Source organism: Cyanobium sp. BA5m-21 (assembly GCF_024346235.1).
Lineage (GTDB): Bacteria > Cyanobacteriota > Cyanobacteriia > PCC-6307 > Cyanobiaceae > Cyanobium_A > Cyanobium_A usitatum.
Genome location: NZ_JAGQCO010000026.1, coordinates 1 through 17,713 on the forward strand (window position 1 = coordinate 1; position 17,713 = coordinate 17,713).

Annotated in this window: 19 protein-coding genes and 1 tRNA gene; 10 read left to right on the plus strand and 10 right to left on the minus strand. The window is 64.6% G+C overall.

What is annotated here, in order from left to right; translation table 11 throughout:
* Positions 1–1,392, plus strand: a 1,392-nt coding sequence (locus KBY72_RS08995; RefSeq protein ID WP_254993425.1) for a DUF4114 domain-containing protein, incomplete at its 5' end; no start/stop codon positions are given.
* Positions 1,393–1,510: 118 nt separating this feature from the next.
* Here KBY72_RS08995 and moeB read toward each other — a convergent pair.
* Together moeB and KBY72_RS09005 are read right to left on the minus strand one after the other, a co-directional pair.
* Positions 1,511–2,683, minus strand: a complete 1,173-nt coding sequence (gene moeB / locus KBY72_RS09000; protein WP_254993440.1) for a molybdopterin-synthase adenylyltransferase MoeB — start codon at positions 2,681–2,683, stop codon at positions 1,511–1,513.
* A gap of 11 nt (positions 2,684–2,694) precedes the next feature.
* Positions 2,695–3,141 carry a M67 family metallopeptidase gene (locus KBY72_RS09005; protein ID WP_254993432.1) on the minus strand — a complete coding sequence of 149 codons (447 nt, stop codon included), beginning with the start codon at positions 3,139–3,141 and terminating at the stop codon, positions 2,695–2,697.
* Between the two features lie 47 nt (positions 3,142–3,188).
* Here KBY72_RS09005 and KBY72_RS09010 point away from each other — a divergent pair, with 47 nt between their 5' ends.
* Positions 3,189–3,575 (plus strand): CAAD domain-containing protein, encoded by a 387-nt coding sequence (locus KBY72_RS09010; protein ID WP_254993434.1) that lies wholly within the window; start codon positions 3,189–3,191, stop codon positions 3,573–3,575.
* On the opposite strand, the gene KBY72_RS09015 is transcribed toward KBY72_RS09010, so the two are convergent.
* Positions 3,576–4,463: a fructosamine kinase family protein gene (locus KBY72_RS09015; RefSeq protein WP_254993436.1), complete on the minus strand. Its 888-nt coding sequence runs from the start codon at positions 4,461–4,463 to the stop codon at positions 3,576–3,578.
* Positions 4,464–4,498: 35 nt separating this feature from the next.
* Between KBY72_RS09015 and crtD the strand changes: the two genes are divergently transcribed.
* Positions 4,499–6,010, plus strand: a complete 1,512-nt coding sequence (gene crtD, locus KBY72_RS09020; protein WP_254993437.1) for a C-3',4' desaturase CrtD — start codon at positions 4,499–4,501, stop codon at positions 6,008–6,010.
* Between the two features lie 14 nt (positions 6,011–6,024).
* Here the strand turns inward: crtD and KBY72_RS09025 are convergent, their stop codons facing one another.
* Positions 6,025–6,936: a prephenate/arogenate dehydrogenase gene (locus KBY72_RS09025; RefSeq protein WP_254960488.1), complete on the minus strand. Its 912-nt coding sequence runs from the start codon at positions 6,934–6,936 to the stop codon at positions 6,025–6,027.
* 59 nt (positions 6,937–6,995) lie between these two features.
* Between KBY72_RS09025 and KBY72_RS09030 the strand changes: the two genes are divergently transcribed.
* The 3 genes from KBY72_RS09030 to KBY72_RS09040 are packed head-to-tail and all read left to right on the plus strand — an operon-like array spanning position 6,996 to position 9,160.
* Positions 6,996–8,432 (plus strand): helicase, encoded by a 1,437-nt coding sequence (locus KBY72_RS09030; RefSeq protein WP_254960489.1) that lies wholly within the window; start codon positions 6,996–6,998, stop codon positions 8,430–8,432.
* Between the two features lie 37 nt (positions 8,433–8,469).
* Positions 8,470–8,718 carry a DUF2839 domain-containing protein gene (locus KBY72_RS09035; protein ID WP_254960490.1) on the plus strand — a complete coding sequence of 83 codons (249 nt, stop codon included), beginning with the start codon at positions 8,470–8,472 and terminating at the stop codon, positions 8,716–8,718.
* A gap of 52 nt (positions 8,719–8,770) precedes the next feature.
* Positions 8,771–9,160, plus strand: coding sequence for a DUF1815 family protein (locus tag KBY72_RS09040; protein ID WP_254960491.1), 390 nt, complete (start codon positions 8,771–8,773; stop codon positions 9,158–9,160).
* 15 nt (positions 9,161–9,175) lie between these two features.
* On the opposite strand, the gene recA is transcribed toward KBY72_RS09040, so the two are convergent.
* The 6 genes from recA to KBY72_RS09070 all read right to left on the minus strand — a co-directional run bounded on the left by recA (position 9,176) and on the right by KBY72_RS09070 (position 14,772).
* Positions 9,176–10,405 carry a recombinase RecA gene (gene recA / locus KBY72_RS09045; protein WP_254993446.1) on the minus strand — a complete coding sequence of 410 codons (1,230 nt, stop codon included), beginning with the start codon at positions 10,403–10,405 and terminating at the stop codon, positions 9,176–9,178.
* A gap of 227 nt (positions 10,406–10,632) precedes the next feature.
* Positions 10,633–11,421, minus strand: a complete 789-nt coding sequence (locus KBY72_RS09050; RefSeq protein ID WP_254960495.1) for an HAD family hydrolase — start codon at positions 11,419–11,421, stop codon at positions 10,633–10,635.
* Positions 11,422–11,430: 9 nt separating this feature from the next.
* Positions 11,431–11,502, minus strand: a tRNA-Gln gene (locus KBY72_RS09055).
* Between the two features lie 123 nt (positions 11,503–11,625).
* A complete protein-coding gene (locus KBY72_RS09060) occupies positions 11,626–13,269 on the minus strand; it encodes an AAA family ATPase (protein WP_254960539.1) in 1,644 nt (547 codons plus the stop codon).
* Positions 13,270–13,301: 32 nt separating this feature from the next.
* Positions 13,302–14,321, minus strand: coding sequence for an LdpA C-terminal domain-containing domain (locus KBY72_RS09065; protein WP_254993438.1), 1,020 nt, complete (start codon positions 14,319–14,321; stop codon positions 13,302–13,304).
* Positions 14,311–14,772, minus strand: coding sequence for an NAD(P)H-quinone oxidoreductase subunit N (locus KBY72_RS09070; protein ID WP_254941844.1), 462 nt, complete (start codon positions 14,770–14,772; stop codon positions 14,311–14,313). Before KBY72_RS09070 ends, KBY72_RS09065 begins: the two co-directional genes overlap by 11 nt.
* Positions 14,773–15,226: 454 nt before the next feature.
* On the opposite strand from KBY72_RS09070, the gene rplC reads away from it, so the two are divergent.
* The 4 genes from rplC to rplB are packed head-to-tail and all read left to right on the plus strand — an operon-like array spanning position 15,227 to position 17,695.
* Positions 15,227–15,874: a 50S ribosomal protein L3 gene (gene rplC, locus KBY72_RS09075; RefSeq protein WP_106632380.1), complete on the plus strand. Its 648-nt coding sequence runs from the start codon at positions 15,227–15,229 to the stop codon at positions 15,872–15,874.
* An 11-nt stretch (positions 15,875–15,885) separates the two neighbouring features.
* Positions 15,886–16,521 (plus strand): 50S ribosomal protein L4, encoded by a 636-nt coding sequence (rplD, locus tag KBY72_RS09080; RefSeq protein ID WP_106632381.1) that lies wholly within the window; start codon positions 15,886–15,888, stop codon positions 16,519–16,521.
* Positions 16,514–16,816: a 50S ribosomal protein L23 gene (locus KBY72_RS09085; protein ID WP_094560045.1), complete on the plus strand. Its 303-nt coding sequence runs from the start codon at positions 16,514–16,516 to the stop codon at positions 16,814–16,816. Before rplD ends, KBY72_RS09085 begins: the two co-directional genes overlap by 8 nt.
* 15 nt (positions 16,817–16,831) lie before the next feature.
* Positions 16,832–17,695, plus strand: a complete 864-nt coding sequence (gene rplB, locus KBY72_RS09090; protein ID WP_106632382.1) for a 50S ribosomal protein L2 — start codon at positions 16,832–16,834, stop codon at positions 17,693–17,695.
* Positions 17,696–17,713: the final 18 nt, after the last annotated feature.

Sequence of the window (17,713 nt, forward strand, 5' to 3'; positions counted from 1 at the left end):
GTTGAGATCATCAGCAATCTGGGAATCAATCAAGCCACATTGCAGGATCTCGCAAGCCTTGGAGTGCGGACTAATGCAACGGCCATCGCCTTCCAGCTTGCTACTGATCCGGGGGCTGAGGCTTCCTTGAGCTCGGATCCGAATCTGGTTGCCGCTGAATTCCTGGCTGATCTCCGCGACCCCTTTGGCCGATTGCCTGCTCGCAAGCTCCTCTACTACGCCCTTAACACCGCAACCGGTGCCCTCTCCCCCCTGAGCTACGACCCGATCACCGGTGCCGGCGCACGTTTCTTTGATTTGAACAACGATGGCACTCCAGACTTATTCACCCTCAGCCTCATTGACGGTGGCTATGGAGACAAGGATGACCTTGCTAATGGCGTCATCGTTGATCCCTCCGTTGCTGGATTCGTCGATCTCGCCAACCTTCAGTTCACCAGTGCAGGCTCCGGCACAGTCACCGTCAGCGATCCATCCAATGCCGCACCCGCAGCCGTAAACCTCCGCGCCACCCTCAACAGTCGCCCGAACAGCTCCAACCAGATCGGCTACGTGGTGCTCAATGCCGCAGAAGTGGCGAGTGCAGATGCCCTTCTCAGTGATCTGAACTGGCTGCGCGGCCGTGCGCAGACCCTGTTCTCCACGCTGGAAAGCAAAGATGTCACCCTCCCTCCGGCCGGCAGCGCCTTCGCTCGCGACCTTCAGCTGATCAACGGCCAGAGCCTCCGCTTCTTCGAGGTTGTGGACGCCAGTCTCCAGCAGCTCTCCAGCCTCTCTGACAGCCGCTTCCGCCTGCTCTCTTCCGCAGCCTTCGCCAACGGCCAAGTGGCCTTCAGCTCGACGAGCGGCGTGCGCTTCTCCCTCGCTCTCCTACCCGGCGATCTCGGTCTCAATGCTCTGATCAGTACTGCCCAGGGCCGCGCGCCTGTGCTCGATCTCAGCGCCTTCACTGCGGCCCAGAGCCTCAGCGGCTCAGTAGTGCTTGGCCGTGAAGCCGACTTCAACTCCAGCGCGGGGTTCTACCGCAGTCTCGATGCCAATGGAACCGTGATCGCTGCTGATGGCATCACCCGCCTGCGGCCTGGCGATAGCGCCTACGCCGCAGAGGCCCTGCGCAGCTCGAACCTCATCGCTCAGCTCGGCAATCTCGCAGTCGCTGACAATCAGACCACTTCCCGCAGCTTTAGCGGCGTGAGCGGCGGTTCCTTCCTGGCACCCTTTGCCCAGGTGAATGGCAATATCTTCTTAGCTTATGGCGCAGCTAGCACCGATGGCTTCAGCCACTTCCGTGCCCTCGGCAACAACCTTTTTGGCCTGGAGGACATGGTTGGCGGCGGCGATCGCGACTTTGATGATCTGGTGATCGGCTTCAACTTCGACGCGGTGGCTTAGGGCTTGATGACCGCTCAGCATCGGTCGTCGTCTGTCGCCCGGCCGCCGGTCTCAACGTTGTGGACCCATCTCAGGCCAGGCGCCACAGCGGCTGCTCCCGCCCAACAGCTGGGCACCCTCAGTACCGCGGCACGCTCGGATCCACCTCCTGGCTCCAGGCGTCGATGCCGCCGGTCACATTGATGCCCTCGATGCCGTGGCGCTTCAGGGCGATCAGGGCCTTGGCACTGCGGCCGCCCAGCTTGCAGTGGACATAGAGCTGCTTGCCTGCCGCCAGCTGCCTGATCCGCTCCACGGCAGTGCCGTTCTCGATTAGATCGAGGGGAATTAGCTCGGCTCCGGGGATCACTGCGATCTCCGCCTCGGGCGGGTTGCGGACGTCGATCAGCACCAGGCCGGAAGTGTCGCCATCGAGCAGGCCCTTGAGCTCGCCCACGCTGATGCTCTCCACAGCTCCGGACTCTTCCTGGCCAGGGGCAGTGCCACCAACTCCGCAAAACTCTTGGTAATCAATAAGTTTGTCGATCACCGGGCGCTCGGGGTTGGGCCGCAGCTTCAGCTCGCGGAACTTCATGCCCAAGGCATCGAACAGGAGCAGGCGGCCGCTGAGGGTGGTGCCGATGCCGGTGATGATCTTCACCGCCTCAGTGGCCTGGATCACGCCGATGATTCCGGGCAGCACGCCCACCACGCCGCCCTCGGCGCAGGAGGGCACCATGCCCGGCGGCGGCGGCTCAGGGAAAAGGTCCCGGTAGTTGGGGCTGGCTGCATCCAGGTTGAACACCGTGGCCTGACCTTCAAAGCGGAAGATCGAGCCGTAGACATTTGGCTTACCCAGCAGCACGCAGGCGTCGTTCACCAGGTAGCGGGTGGGGAAGTTGTCTGTGCCGTCGCAGACCAGGTCGTAGCCGGAGATGATCTCCAGGGCATTTTCGCTGGTGAGGGCCGTCTCGTAGAGATCCACCTGGCAGTGGGGATTGATCTCCAGGATGCGGGCCTTGGCCGATTCAATCTTGGGCTTGCCAACCCAGCTGGTGCCGTGGATCACCTGGCGCTGGAGGTTGGAGTGGTCGACCACATCGAAATCGACGATGCCGAGCCGGCCTACCCCGGCAGCCGCTAGATAAAGGAGCAAGGGCGAGCCCAGTCCACCGGTGCCCACGCACAGAACAGAAGCAGCCTTGAGCCGCTTTTGCCCCTCCATTCCCACCTCTGGCAGGATCAGGTGTCGGGCAAAGCGAGCCACCTCATCGGGGCTGAGCTGGACGCCGCTGGTGTCGGGAGGAAGCATGGCCTCTTGGATCAGGACACCATTCTCCATGGCAGGCTCAGGGGCGCGGCCGGAGCTTCCGGCAACCACCAGGCAACCAACTCCCCACCAAGGTTTTGAGCCCCGAGAATCACCATCAAGGTGGATATCCCACAGAGACTGCGATCGGTGCCAGAAGGCACTGCACCACTAGTGGGGTGGCTGTGGGCCGAGCCCAGCAGCTCCAGCCCCTGAGCCCTGCCCCACTTCTGCGCCTGCAGCTGCTCCCTTGGATCAATCGCAAAGCGCTGGCAGCGTTGCTGAGGCTGGGGCCAGACGTTGCAACACGGCCAGACCAGGCGCAGTTGCCAGTCGAAGTCCAAGCGTTCACCCAGCAGCAGGGCACAACCCTCCTCCGGTTCTGCGCTGGCCAGGATGGGGCGCAAAACGGTGAGCAGGTGCAGATCTGCCCTGATTTGCTCTGGCGCTTGGGAGAACACGCCGATACCTTATGAATCATTCCAAACATTCGCCTCTTAACCGGTCCATGAGCGATACCACCACCGACGCGGTTGAGCAGGACACTGCCACTGAAGTGGAGACTGACGCCACCTCCGGTGCCGCCGAAGCCAGCTTCAGTGAGCGTTACAGCGAAATTCTTGCCAAGGTGAACGGCACCCTGGACCAGGTGGACTGGAGCCAGATGGGACGGATCGGCAAAGCCAGCGGCGTGATTCTGGCTGTGATCGTCGCTCAGATCCTGATCAAAGGAGTGCTCGACGCAATTAACCTGCTGCCCGTGGTTCCCGGCCTGCTGGAGCTGCTGGGCTTGGTGATTGTCGGCCAGTGGAGTTGGCACAACCTCACCACCAGCGAAAAGCGCGGTGCCGTGGTTGCCAAGGTCCAAAACCTCCGCAAGGAATATCTGGGCTAATCAGCAGCTATTAAGAAGCAGCTGATCAATTGTGGTTTGAGCCTGGCGTCCCCAACCGCCTTCAAACAGATTGGCGTGATTCAAAAGGTGATACAGGTTGTAAAGGGCGACCCGACCCTTGGCCCCGGGCTCCAACGGCCATACATCTTTGTAGCCGCTAAAAAAAGCCTTCGGGAAACCGCCGAATAGCTGGGCCATCGCCAGATCCACTTCCCGATCTCCCCAGAAACAGGCGGGATCGAAAATTGTGCTGCAGCCATTGCTCAGCAGGCCCGCATTGCCGCACCAGAGATCCCCGTGCACCAGCACCGGCTCACATTGATGGCCGCTCAGCCATCGCGGCACGAGCTCCAGCAGCTCCCGTGCTCCCCGCAGCTGCTCTCTCCGGCTAGCGGCCCAGGCCAGCTGGGGCGCCAAGCGGCACTCCGCAAAAAACACCCCCCAATCGGAGCGCCAGCCGTTGGGCTGGGGGGCTGATCCAATGAAGTTGTCTGCTGCAGCGCCGTAGCCCTGGGCTGGTGCCGAGCCGGCACTGCTGCGGTGCAGCTGGGCCAAGGCCTGGCCGCATTGAAACCAACCACTTTCAGCTGCGGCGCCAAGTGAGCCTGCTAACTGCAACCAGCTGAGCAGCATCACGGCGCGATCGCCGGCCACTCCCCATGCCAGGGGTTCTGGGATCACCAGAGCCGCAGGCGCATGGTGGGCCAACTGCTGCAGGCCGTTCAGTTCCGCATCAAACATGGCCAGGGCGGCGGCCGCATTGGTCTTGGCAAACACGCTGCGACCATCAGCCAACTCCAGCCGCCAGGCCTGGTGGATACAACCACCCCCCAGCGGCGCCTGGGCCACCACGGCGCAGCCGAGCTGCTGCTCTACCCAGGCCTGCATCGCGCGCCCGCGCACTTGGTTGCCAGCATGGCGCCATGGAGAAGCGCCTCGATGTGGTGGTGGTGGGCGCCGGCATCGCCGGCCTCACCGCCGCAGCCCTGCTGGCCCGGGAGGGCCTGACGGTGGAACTGCTGGAAGCCCACCAGCAGAGCGGCGGCTGCGCCGGCACCTTTCGCCGCGGCCCCTACACCTTTGATGTGGGCGCCACCCAGGTGGCAGGCCTGGAACCGGGCGGCAGCCACCAGCGCCTGCTGGCCCACCTCGGTCTGCCCCTACCGCAGGCCACTCCCCTGGATCCAGCCTGCGTGGTGGATCTGGCCGATGGCCTGCCGCCGGTGCGGATCTGGCGCGATCCAGCGCGCTGGAAGGCCGAACGGGAGCAGCAGTTTCCCGGCAGCGGCCGCTTCTGGCAGCTCTGCGCCACCCTCCATTCTGCCAACTGGGCTTTTGCAAGCCGCGATCCGGTGCTGCCGCCGCGCAGCCTCTGGGACCTGGGCCAGCTGCTGCCGGCCCTGAGGCCCGCCAACCTGGCAAGTGGCCTACTCGCTGCCGCCAGCGTGGCTGATCTGCTGACGCTCACGGGCTGTGGCGGCGATCCACGCCTGCGCCGCTTTTTGGATCTGCAGCTACGCCTGTACTCCCAGGAGCCAGCAGAGCGCACCGCCGCCCTCTATGGCGCCACCGTGCTGGCCATGGGCCAGGCACCGCTTGGGCTCTGGCACCTGCAGGGCTCCATGCAGGTGCTCAGCCAGCAGCTGGAGCAGTCCCTAGCGGCCGGCGGCGGCCAGCTGCGACTGCGCCACCGGGTTGGCAGCCTGGAGCGCAGCAACGAGCCTGGAGGCGGCGCGGGCTGGCGGGTACGGGGCGAGCGCTTCGAACGGCAGGCCGCCGATGTGGTGCTGGCGCTGCCGGTGCAGAGCCTGCCCGATCTGCTGGGCAAGCAGCTGCCCGCGGGCTACCGGCAACGGCTGGCCCAGCTCCCCGATCCCTCCGGCGCGTTGGTGTTCTATGGCGCAGTGGAGCGAGCCCTGCTGCCTGCCAACTGCCACTCCCACCTACAACTCGATTGGGCCGATCCGGGCACCTTGTTTGTGTCGGTGAGCCACGAGGGCGACGGCCGGGCGCCGGCGGGCCTGGCCACGGTGATCGCCAGCGTGTTCACACCAGCGAGGCCCTGGTTTGGCCTCGAAGCCACCGCCTACGAACAAGCCAAGGCGGAAGCGCTGGCCGCCATACAGCGGGGATTGGAGTCGCTGCTGGGCATCAGCCCAGCACAGTGGCGCCACGCTGAGCTAGCCACACCCAGGGGTTTTGAGCGCTGGACCGGGCGGCCCTTTGGCTTTGTGGGCGGCCTGGGACAGCACCCCAGCCGCTTCGGGCCCTTCGGCCTGGCGAGCCGCACCCCCCTACCGAGCCTGTGGCTGTGCGGCGATTCGATCCACCCCGGCGAGGGCACCGCCGCCGTGGGCCTATCAGCCCTGATGGCCTGCCGGCAGCTGCTGGCAGAGCGGGGCCAATCCCTGAACCTCAGCGACCTGAACACATAGCCGTGTCAGGGGGATCAGAGAAACTGCGGCCGCAACTCCTGGCTGCGATCGAGCTCCTGCCGCAAGCCCAGCCAATCCCCCTGGCTCACCTGCTGCTCGAGGGCTTCCAGCTGCTGCCGGTAGAGCGCCAGCGCCACCAGCAGCGCCTCGCGGTTGCAGCGGGCCATCAGGGTGCCCAACTCCGGATTGCCGCCGCCCACCCGGCTGGTGTCGGCAAAGCCGCTTGAAGCTAGGGCGCGCACTAGGCCAGCTAGATCCCCGGCGCCCGCAGCGCCCGCCCGATCAGCCGTCTGCAGCAGGGCGGCACCCACCAACACCGGCAGGTGGGAGATCAGCGCCACCGCTTGGTCGTGCTCAGCGGCGCCGCAACTGAGCCAGTGGGCCCCCACAGCCTGGGCCAAGCCCTGAACCAACGCCAGCGCCTGCGGATCAGTGGCGGCAGAGGGGGTCGCCACCCAAGGGCGCCCGCGAAACAACCCCTGCCGCCCCGCCTCCACGCCCGCCTCAGCCGTACCGGCCATCGGATGACTGGCGACAAAACGGGGATGCAGGCCCTGCCAGAGCTCCAGCACCGGCGCCTTCACCGAACCCACATCGGTGATCACCGCCTGGGGTGGCAACGCCGCCAGCAACTCCTGCGTCGGCTCCAGCAGCCGGTCTAGGGGCAGGGCCAGCACCACCAGGCTGCAGCCGGCCAGCACGGCGGGGTTGGTGCCCACCTCTGTGGCCAGGAACCGCTGCCGGGCTCGCTCGGCGGTGGCATCACGGTGCACTAGAGCGCGCACCTCCACGCCTTGGTGCTGCAAATCCAGGCCCAGGGAGCCACCAATCAATCCCAAGCCCACGATCCCCACGGGCCCCTGCCGCCACGGATTGGCGGTGCTGCGAGCACGAGCCTGGGGGCTGGGCAGGGAATCGGGAGTCATCTGGGGGCAGGAGCCATGCCGCCAGCTTCCTACGCTTTTGATCTGTTGGCTGGCTGGGAATGCTCGAAGCCCGCGCCCATCAGCAACTCAAGGACCTATTGCGCCAGGAGGGCAGTGCTCCCTGGCCCCACCACCTCAGCCTCAGCCGCTTGGTGGCCCGCAGCCTGCGCCGCGGCGACCACACCCTGGTGCGACTAGCACCAGGCAGCGAGCCCAGCTGGTGGATCAGCCTGCTGGTGCCCCTGGCCCTAAGCGAGTGCCCCCTGGCAATAGTGGTGGGCGAGGCCCAACGCCAACGGCTGCTACAGGTGGAGCTGCCCAGGCTGGCAAAGGCCGAACCAAGCATGGCCCTGCCCTGCTTCGAGGGCGACCAAGCACCAGAAGCTGCCCGCGTCTGGCTGCTTAGCCATCAGCAGCTGGTCGCGGCCTGGCAAAAGGGGGGGCTGGGGGAGCGCCAACTGGTGATCCCGGAGGCGGAACAGCTCGACGCCCTGCTGCGCCAAGCCCTGGAGGTGGTGGTCACACACCAGCACTGGGATCAACTGCGGCGGGCCCAGCCCGCGGCCGAGTCCAGCCTGCTGAGCCTGCACCAACGGCTCAATCGCAGGGTGCTCAGCGCCCCCCGCCGTCCCAACCAGCTGGTGGCCTTGGCCCCAGACGACGAAGCCCCCCTGCGCCATCTGCTGCAGCTGCTAAGCCCCCTACCCGCGCCATGGCCCGACTGGCTGGCCGCCAAGGGCGACGGCTGGACCAGCTGGGCCCAGCTGAATCCCCAACTGCTGCAATGGCAACTGCACCGCCACCCCCTCGAGCCCTTGGCGGTGCTGCGCGGTCTGCTGGAGGGGCGGGGTGCGGTGCTGCTGGGCCAACTTGCGCCGGGGAGTGAATTGGGGCTCCAGCCGGATGTGGAGCTGAATCTCGGCGATGCACCCCTTGCCGACCCCCTGCCCCTATTTGCGCCGCTGCGCCAACCGCTGCCGAATAGCCCGAACTACGGACAGCACCTGCTCGAGCAAAGCCGGCGCCTGATCCTTGGCCAAGCTGGGCTAACGGTCGTGCTGATCGATGACGAAGCCCTGCGATTAGGACTGACCAGTGGGCTGGCAGCGGAATTCGGCAGTCGCGTAGGGCACGAGAGCACCGCGCCCGAGAGCAATGGGGTGATTTGTGGCCGCTGGTGCTGGTGGCTCGAGCAGCAGGCCCGGTTGCCGCTGCCAAGCCAGATCGTGATCGCCCTGCTGCCGATCGCCAGCCTCGAAGATCCACTCACCGCTGCGCGAGTAATGGCCCTGCGCCAGGAGGGCCGCGATTGGTTCCGAGAGGGCCTGCTGCCAGATGCCCTAACCCGTTTGCAGCTCGGTGTAGCGGGGCTTAGGCGCGAGGGCGCTGGCCGACTGGCCGTACTGGATGGGCGGCTGCGGGGGCGGAGCTGGGGCCGCCAGGTGCTTGCGGCCCTGGAACCCTGGATCAACCTGACCCGCTTACTGCCTCACTGACGTGGGATCCTGACTTCACCATCCAAGTAGCGGAGCCATGGGGGAAGCCAAGCGTCGCAGCATTCAGGGTCTGCCACCCAAGCTGGTTAAGCCAAAACGGCCAAAAGAAATTGACACCTCGCCACGCGTCGCAGCCTGGCTGCCCCTGACGCGCAACCAGGCTGATCGCTTCGTCACCCTCACCACCAAAGGGGCCTGGATAGGCATCGGCGCCCTGGTGGTGTTCTGGCTGACGGTGCGTTTTGTCGGCCCCGCAGCCGGCTGGTGGAACCTGTCCGACGGCTGACCCGCGAAATCCTGAAGAAAAGATTAGGATCTTTTGAATCCGTCTGGTCGTCGTGTTCCCACGCTTAGCCGAGCAGTACAGATCTGTGGTGTACGACCTGGTGATGAGTCTTCAGGCTCTCGCCAAAAGCCTTCAAGACCGAGGCATTGCTGCCACCTGCTACGTCTGCGGTGATGGCCGGGACGGTCACGGGGCCTCCTTCGTCGCCAACCTCGACGCGAACCACATGGTGCGGTTTTTAGTTTCCGATTTCGGCATCAGCTGGGTGGAATCCCGCGATGGCCACGAACTGGTGAAGCTAGAAGGAGCCGAAGCCATCCAGGAGCTACAGCGAGTCGCCCAAGTGCTCCAAAGCCCCGTGGCAGCAAAGGGATCGCGAGCTCAATCGCCAGCCAACCCGCCTAACCCCAACCAGCTCAAGGGAGCATTCACGCTCCCTTGAGCTGGGACAAGCAGCTCAGCTAGTCACCAGCAACTCTTCGAGGCCATCGCCCGCTTCAGCGAGCCCTGATGATGCAACAGCCGCCTTAGCAGCCGCGGCCAGGGGCTTCATGGAATTGGCGGTGACCTCTGAGCCCTCCTTCAGCTTTTGCCGAGTGAGTTGCTCAATCACCTCAGCCTGGGCTGGGTTTTGCTCCAACCAGGTGATCGTGTTGTCCCGGCCCTGACCAATGTTGTCGCCCTCGTAGCTGTACCAGGCACCTTTGCGGATCACCACACCGGTCTCCTCGGCCAAGTCGAGCAAACAGCCAAGGGTGCTGATGCCACGGCCAAACAGGATGTCGAATTCGGCGATCCGGAAGGGCGGGGCGACTTTGTTTTTTGCCACCTTCACCTTGGCGCGGATGCCGTACTCCTCGGTGCCCCGCTTGAGGGTCTGAATCCGGCGAATGTCCAAGCGCACCGATGCATAAAACTTGAGGGCGTTACCACCGGTGGTGGTTTCCGGATTGCCGTAGGTGACACCGATCTTCTGGCGCAGCTGGTTGAGGAAGATCACGGTGCAGCCGGATTTACCTATGTTGCCGGTGATCTTGCGCATGGCCTGGCTCATTAGGCGAGCCTGGGCACCCACAGCCAGGTCCCCCATTTCACCTTCAATTTCAGCGCGGGGGGTCAAGGCCGCCACCGAGTCGATCACCACGATGTCCACGGCCGCTGAACGCACCAGCTGGTCGACGATCTCCAAAGCCATCTCACCGGTATCCGGTTGGGAGACCAGCAGGTTTTCAATGTCAACGCCAAGGGCCGCTGCATAGACGGGGTCGAGGGCATGCTCCGCATCCACAAAAGCGGCCACACCACCTCGCTTCTGCACCTCAGCAATGGCATGCAGGGTGAGGGTGGTCTTACCGGAACTCTCCGGCCCATAGACCTCAACTACGCGACCCTTGGGATAGCCCCCACCCAAGGCCAGATCCAGGGTGAGGGCCCCAGTGCCGATGGTTTCCACCCGCATGCGGGAGGCATCCCCCAGGCGCATGATCGAACCCTTGCCGAAATTGCGCTCGATCTGATTCAAGACAAGCCCCAAGGCCTTGTCGCGCTCGGCTGCTGCCCGGCTATCGGCAGTCGAATTATTAGATGAAGAGGCCGTAGCCGCAGAATTAGTAGCTGAAGAGGCGGTAGCTGCAGAAGAGGCAGAAGCCGAAGCAGAACTGGCTGAGGCGCGGGAAGCAGGGGGCACGGAAGGGCTGGAGGAGGAGTTAGGGGTAGCGGGCATAACAGCAATCAAATGCGAAGGAACAGGCCGCAAAGACGCAAAGCAGGGCGGGGAGCTAGCCGTAAATCGGCATGACCCGCAGGCACGACCTCCAGGCAAACCCGAAGACGGCCATCCTGCGGCCTCTAAGCAGCTAGTGCCCCTAAAGCGGGCCGGCGTATCAATTGCTAATAGTACGAGCGTACTCTAGCTCACTGGGGCCATTGCGCCAGGGGGGCAGCAAATAGCTCCGGCGTCAGCCAGCCGATGCCAGCCGGCAAAGCCTCAGCGTCCTGGGGACCCAAGTACCCCCAACTCACCAAAAAACAACGGACCGATGCCAAGCGGGAATCGGCCCGCACCGTTGCCAGCGTGGGGCGTCTGTCTTCAACAAACCAGAGCGGGCGCCCCTGATCCAGCAGCTGGTGCAGCACCTCGGGCTTGCTGCCGTGCTCGTGGCCATAAAGGGCGGAAGGCTCTAGAGCCGCAGCCGCCAACAGCCTGGCCGCAAAAGCGGCGCCCTTGGTGGTGAGAACCACCCAGTCGGCCCCTTCCTGCCCCAAGCGCTGTAATCGCTCCTTCACCCCCGGGTAAAACCTGTGGCGGGAAAGCCAGGCAGCAGGCGCTTCAGCGATGGCGGCATTGCGGACCTGCTCGAGCTGGCGCTGCAGCCGCTCCGGCTGCCACCCCCAACGAGCCAGAGCGGCAGGCAAGGCCCCGTCGTAATCGGCCAGCAACTCCTCCAAGTTGAGATCCGGGCGGCCCAACTCCGCTGCAATCAGCACCATCTCCCAACCCTTGTGAATCAGGGGCCGCAAGCTGGTGAAACCTGCCGGTGCCTGCTCGGGGAGCACCAGCTCTGGAGCCAGCTGCAGGGCCGCCGCCCGGGCCGACCACCAGTATTCGGGCATGCCATCCATCAACACCCCGTCGAAATCAAAAACGATCAAGGGGCCAGATTTAGCCCAAAAGCCAGTCGCAGCAGGGGGAGCGAAAGACATGGATCAAAACTGGGTCGCTAGGATTCGAACCTAGGAATGGCGGTACCAAAAACCGCTGCCTTACCGCTTGGCGACGACCCAATGGCGCTCTGAAAGAGCTTGAACCAAACCTAACGGATGGGCTCAACCGGAATTTCCGGGTACCAAGATAGTTACCCATAGCGCCCGGTCCTTCGTCAACCGCCGCAGCCACCGGCTCCTAGCTCAGACAGGAAATAGCCGCAGTCGCTGCTCCACACCGCGACCAAACACAGCGGTGCGTAGCCGGTAGCGATCAGCCAATTCCGCCTGCATCAGTCTCACCCTCTCGCTGCGGGGCAGCAGCTCTACGGGCTGGCCGTGGGGCAACACCACCTGTTCAACCGCCAGCCGGCATTCCTCAAGCCCGGCGAGTGCGTCATCGGCCTGGGCGCTGCAGGCAGCCACTGCGACTGGATCCTTTTGCGCCTGTCCCTCACGATGACGCTGGAGCAGCCGCTCTAGGGCGCGCTGCAGCTGGGGCGGGGCCGCCGACTTCAGGACCAAAATCGGCAGGCCCAGGTCCTGAGCCTGACGGCGCACATGGGGATCACTGCCGAGATGTTGGCGCAGGCTGAGTACCGCGTCAGCCAGCTCGACACTGCCCACCAGCTCCACTGGCAACTGACGGGCCCGCACCACCTGCTCCAGCGGCCCCAGGCTGAGGCCCGCTCCGTACACCCGCAACATCGCTGCCGCGGCTTCAACCGCTGGGAGCTCTGACGCCGCGTCAGCGTCCTCCAACTCGGGCAGGGGTGCGGCGGCCAGCCGTGGTCGCCCATGGGGCCGCGGCGCCACCGCCTCCCTGGCAGCCGGGGCAGGCGCTGACTCAAGTTGCCGCTGCAGCTGCCCATCGGCGCCGAGCTCCCGAATCTCGGGGCGCCCCACCTGGCCCCGCAGCAGCATGTCCACCGTGCGGGCCACGTCCCTGTGCACATGCCAACGATGGCGGCTGTGCATCTCAACCGCCATGGCAAAAGTGGGCTCGGCAGCCCTCTCCAACACGGTTTTCTGCGTGCGACGGCGGCGGGCCTCCTCATCGCCGAGCGTCACCGCCTGAATGCCACCCACCAAATCGGAGAGGGTGGGATTTTTAATCAAGTTTTCGATGGCATTGCCATGGGCCGTGGCCACGAGCATCACGCCACGCTCGGCAATGGTGCGAGCCGCCTGGGCTTCAAGCTCGGTGCCGATCTCGTCAATAACGATCACCTCGGGCATGTGGTTTTCCACGGCCTCGATCATCACCTGGTGCTGAAGCTCCGGCCGGGCTACCTGCATGCGCCGGGCGCCGCCGATGGCGGGATGGGGAATGTCGCCATCCCCAGCGATTTCATTGCTGGTGTCAATCACCACTACCCGCTTGCCCAGGTCATCGGCCAACACCCGGGCGATCTCGCGCAGGGCGGTGGTCTTGCCCACACCAGGGCGCCCCATCAACAGCAGCGACTCGCCGGCATCGAGCAGGTCGCGCACCATGGCCACTGTGCCAAACACTGCTCTGCCCACCCGGCAGGTGAGTCCCACGATCGTGCCGGTGCGGTTGCGGATCGCACTGATGCGATGCAGGGTGCGCTCAATGCCGGCACGGTTGTCGCCGCCGAAGCTGCCTAATCTCTCCACCACTGCAGCCAGGTCGGCGCGCTCCAGGGGCTGATTGCCCAGGGCGCTTACCTGGCCCGGGTAGCGGGCCTCGGGCACCCGGCCCAGGTCGAGCACAACCTCCAGTAACTGCTCACGCGACTCGGCGGTCGCCAAGGCCGCCTGCACCACCTCAGGCAGCAGGGCCAGCAGGCGATCGAGGTCGTCGGTGACGCGCTGGGGGGCGATCAAAGCAGGGCTGGACACCGAATCGCAAGGCACTAGGTACGTTCTAGCCAGGGATTAACAAGCTCCCGAGCCAGCCCCAGGGCAAGGGGGAAAAGCTCGGCATCGGCCAGCAAAGAGCGTCCCCGCCCCTGGGCCTCTAATAGCAGGGGCTGCAACAGTCGGCGAGCCACGCCACCAAAGGCGACGCCAGCGATTCGATGCTGCAAGGGATAGCTCGTCAACTGAGGCAGCGTGTGAGCGTTGGTGCCCCCAGCCAGCTGCACGGGGCCGGGGGGAGCCTGGGGGAGCACGGCCGCAACCAACTTGACGGCCGCTCGAGCCGTACCCGCCCCCACATCACCACTCATCGGCCGGCCATCGAGCTGCCAGAGGGGACGAAAGCCGGCGCCGCGCAGCAGGCTGAAGCGCTGCCATAGCTCCGCCACCAACGCAGAGGGCGACTGGGCTGTGCCCTCAAGACCCGCACTCACCGCCAGCCGCTGCAGCTGCACGCCACTGGCCCGCAGCTGGCCAACCCGCTCTGCAAAGGCCACGCCGCGACCGGGGTGGGTGTGGAGTTCCACCGCATCAGGGCGCAACTCCGCAAGCAGGGGAGGCACATCCGCCCCTGCCAGCACCTGACTCCGCTCCTCAATCATTCCGTGGGGGCAGGCAGGCAGGCAGCGGCCACAGCCATAGCAGCGCTCCGCCAACACTCCTGGAGCGCCAGTAGCAGCAAGCCCGATGGCCAAGGCAGGACAAACCCGCTCACAGGGGCGGGGGCAGACCGGCGGGCAGCAGGCGGGGTCGAACCAAGCCTTACGGAAATGGGGATCGTCGCCATCGCTGAGGCTCAACATCAGCCAGGGGCGACTGGCGCCACGGGCTTCAGCCCAATCAATCCCGCGGCGGATCGCGGCCACTACAGCCGCATCTACCGCGCCATCTATGCAGTGCACCCCGGCCAGAGAAAAAATGCCGCAGAGGTCTTCGATCCCAGCCAGATCCTGGTTGCTAGCCCCACAGATCAACTTGACCCAGCGGCCTAAGGCGAGAGCCTCCTCAGGCGTCAAGCAGCTGCTCAAGGGGCTGCCAGCGCAGTTCACGGGAACCGCCCATCTCCACCACAAGCTTGAGGCGAGGCTCACGCTGGCAGAGAGAGATCAGGGACCCCAATTCAGCCTGAGACAGAACCTGACCCTCCAACAACCAAAGCAGGATGGGCTGTGTGCCCTCGAGCAAAGCCCCCAATTGGGGCATCACCCGCTGCACCTCGCCCACAGCTGCACCCCTGCCCACGCTCTGGTGACCCAGGTGGGGCGGACGCACACCGTGCAACTGCAAAAGAAAGGCCTCAGGATCACCAAGCCCCCGCGCCGATGTGAGCTGGGCGCGATAACCAACAGCCCGCATCCGGCGCATCAAGCGGGTCTCTGCGCCACCCTCAAGGGGTGCAAATAGGGCCAGAGCACCAGCGCGCTCAAGGTCCTGGCGGAAACCGCGACCGGAGAGCAGCAGGGGCATTACGGGTAATTGCTAGCTACACACCACTTTGACAGCCCAAGCAGGGTTAGGCGGTGGGGTATGTTCATCAACTGTGCCATTGATATGTGCCCGACCGCTAGCCGGGCCTCCAGATCACGGCACACGATCACCAGTGGTGGTGATCGTCCTCGGCCAGCACGGTTCCAGCAGCTTTAAAAGTTTGCAGGTCCCGTCGGGAAACTGCCAGAACGCACTGATCTCAAGTCTGTTGAGTCCAGTCCGGTTCCGATAAGTCCCAGCCGCGCTGATCCGAATCAGATCAGCCTCGCTAGCCCTTGGAAATCGCAACCCGTTGATGGAGGCCCAGGCTTCCGCGGCGAAGAGCGGCCCCTCGGCCGAGCCAGGCAACATTCTGACCGCTTCAGTTTCACCGTCGTGCATGAGGCCCTTGCTCACTGCGCCCGGTGGTCCAGCTGGCGTTGTTTCCCCTCCTATGTCTATCGGCATTCTTGGGAAGAAATTGGGCATGTCCCAGTTCTTCAACGACGAGGGCAAGTCCATCCCGGTCACCTTGATCGAGGCGGGTCCTTGCCGCATCACCCAACTCAAAAGCACCAGCACCGACGGCTACAACGCCGTTCAGCTTGGTTTTGGCGACATTCGCGAAAAGCTCGTGAACAAGCCAGCCAAGGGGCACCTAGCCAAATCTGGTGATGAGGTCCTGCGCCACCTGAAGGAATATCGGGTTGACAGCGTGGATGGCCTTGAGCTGGGTGGCTCCATCTCCGTGACGGCCTTTGAGCCTGGTCAAAAGGTTGATGTGAGCGGCGACACCATGGGCCGTGGCTTTTCCGGCCTCCAAAAGCGCCACGGCTTCAGCCGGGGCCCCATGACCCACGGTTCCAAGAACCACCGAGAGCCTGGCTCGATCGGCGCCGGCACCACGCCGGGCCGCGTCTACCCCGGCAAGCGCATGGCGGGCCGCTACGGCGGCAAACAAATCACCACCCGCGGCCTCGTCATCCTCAAAGTGGATGTGGAGCGCAACTTGCTGGTAGTGAAGGGTTCGGTGCCCGGCAAGCCTGGCGCCCTGCTCAACATCCGCCCGGCGAACCGGGTGGGCGCCAAAGCCGGGAACTGAGGAGAAAACCAATGGCTAATTGTGTAATTCGCGACTGGCAAGGCAAGGAGGCCGGCAAGGCTGCCCTTGAACTCAAAGTCGCTAAGGAATCGTCTGCCACAGACTTGGTGCATCGCGCCGTGGTGCGTCAGCTGGCAAACGCCCGTCAGGGCACGGCCAGCACGCTTACCCGCGCTGAAGTAGCCGGTGGCGGCCGCAAGCCCTACAAGCAAAAGGGCACAGGTCGGGCCCGCCAAGGCTCGATTCGAACCCCCCTCCGCCCCGGCGGTGGTGTGGTGTTTGGTCCCAAGCCCCGCAGCTACACCCTGGCGATGAACCGCAAGGAGCGTCGCCTGGCCCTGCGCACCGCGTTGATGAGTCGCATCAACGACATCACCGTTGTCAAGGGCTTTGGCGTTGGGCTCGATACCCCCAAAACCAAGGAAATCACCGCCGGTCTCGGCCGGCTTGGTATCGAAGCCGGCACCAAGGTGCTGGTGGTGCTCGACGGAGCCTCCGAGGCAGTGCGCCGCTCGGTGCGCAACCTCGAGAAGGTCAAGCTGATCGCTGCGGATCAGCTCAACGTGTTTGATTTGCTCCACGCCAACAAGTTGGTGGTGAGCGAGGAAGCACTCGCGAAGATTCAGGAGGTCTACGGCGATGGCTGAACGTTTTTCGAGCCGGCTTGCGGATGTGATCCGTCGGCCGCTGATCACCGAGAAGGCCACCCGGGCCCTCGAGCAGAACCAGTACACCTTTGAGGTGGACCATCGGGCTGCAAAACCCGACATCAAGGCTGCCGTTGAACAGCTGTTCGACGTCAAAGTCATCGGCATCAGCACCATGAATCCCCCTCGCCGCTCCAGGCGGGTGGGCCGCTTCGCCGGCAAACGTGCCCAAGTGAAGAAAGCAGTGGTGCGCCTCGCCGAAGGCAATGCCATCCAGCTGTTCCCTGAGTCCTGAGGGGTCTGAAAAGAAATGGCTATCCGTAAATACCGACCCATCACCCCCGGCACCCGTACCCGTGTCGCCAGTGACTTCTCCGAAGTAACTGGCCGCGAACGGGAGCGAGGCTTGGTGGTCGCCAAACACCGCCGCAAAGGCCGCAACAACCGTGGCGTGATCACCTGCCGCCACCGCGGCGGTGGTCACAAGCGCCTCTACCGCATCGTCGACTTCCGCCGCGACAAGCTGGGAGTCGTCGCCAAAGTGGCGGCCATTCACTACGACCCGCACCGCAACGCCCGCCTAGCGCTGCTCTTCTACGTCGATGGCGAGAAGCGCTACATCCTTGCTCCGGCTGGCATTGAGATCGGACAGCAAGTGATCTCCGGACCCGAGTCGCCGATTGAAACGGGGAATGCCCTGCCTCTTTCTGCCATCCCCCTCGGCTCCAGCGTCCACAACGTCGAGCTCTATGCCGGTCGGGGCGGCCAGATGGTCCGCACGGCTGGTGCCAGTGCCCAAGTGGTTGCCAAAGAGGGCGACTACGTAGCCCTCAAGCTGCCTTCCACCGAGGTGCGCCTTGTGCGCCGCGAGTGCTACGCCACCCTAGGTGAAGTTGGCAACTCCGAAGTACGCAACACCAGCCTGGGCAAGGCTGGTCGCAAGCGCTGGCTTGGTCGCCGGCCTGAAGTGCGTGGATCGGTGATGAACCCCTGCGACCACCCTCACGGTGGTGGTGAGGGCCGCGCCCCGATCGGACGCTCTGGTCCGGTCACCCCCTGGGGCAAGCCTGCCCTTGGCTACAAAACCCGTAAGCGGAACAAACCCAGCAATCGGTTTGTGCTCCGGAAACGTCGCCGTACCTCCAAACGGAGCCGTGGCGGACGCGATTCCTGATGATCAACACCGCTTTGC

What these genes read in the sequence shown, in the direction of transcription:
- moeB (WP_254993440.1), bottom strand. Translation starts at nt 2,683, where the DNA reads ATGCTTCCTCCCGACACCAGCGGCGTCCAGCTCAGCCCCGATGAGGTG.
- KBY72_RS09010 (WP_254993434.1), top strand. Translation starts at nt 3,189, where the DNA reads ATGAGCGATACCACCACCGACGCGGTTGAGCAGGACACTGCCACTGAA.
- KBY72_RS09015 (WP_254993436.1), bottom strand. Translation starts at nt 4,463, where the DNA reads ATGCAGGCCTGGGTAGAGCAGCAGCTCGGCTGCGCCGTGGTGGCCCAG.
- crtD (WP_254993437.1), top strand. Translation starts at nt 4,499, where the DNA reads ATGGAGAAGCGCCTCGATGTGGTGGTGGTGGGCGCCGGCATCGCCGGC.
- KBY72_RS09025 (WP_254960488.1), bottom strand. Translation starts at nt 6,936, where the DNA reads ATGACTCCCGATTCCCTGCCCAGCCCCCAGGCTCGTGCTCGCAGCACC.
- KBY72_RS09030 (WP_254960489.1), top strand. Translation starts at nt 6,996, where the DNA reads ATGCTCGAAGCCCGCGCCCATCAGCAACTCAAGGACCTATTGCGCCAG.
- KBY72_RS09035 (WP_254960490.1), top strand. Translation starts at nt 8,470, where the DNA reads ATGGGGGAAGCCAAGCGTCGCAGCATTCAGGGTCTGCCACCCAAGCTG.
- KBY72_RS09050 (WP_254960495.1), bottom strand. Translation starts at nt 11,421, where the DNA reads ATGTCTTTCGCTCCCCCTGCTGCGACTGGCTTTTGGGCTAAATCTGGC.
- KBY72_RS09070 (WP_254941844.1), bottom strand. Translation starts at nt 14,772, where the DNA reads ATGCCCCTGCTGCTCTCCGGTCGCGGTTTCCGCCAGGACCTTGAGCGC.
- rplC (WP_106632380.1), top strand. Translation starts at nt 15,227, where the DNA reads ATGTCTATCGGCATTCTTGGGAAGAAATTGGGCATGTCCCAGTTCTTC.
- rplD (WP_106632381.1), top strand. Translation starts at nt 15,886, where the DNA reads ATGGCTAATTGTGTAATTCGCGACTGGCAAGGCAAGGAGGCCGGCAAG.
- KBY72_RS09085 (WP_094560045.1), top strand. Translation starts at nt 16,514, where the DNA reads ATGGCTGAACGTTTTTCGAGCCGGCTTGCGGATGTGATCCGTCGGCCG.
- rplB (WP_106632382.1), top strand. Translation starts at nt 16,832, where the DNA reads ATGGCTATCCGTAAATACCGACCCATCACCCCCGGCACCCGTACCCGT.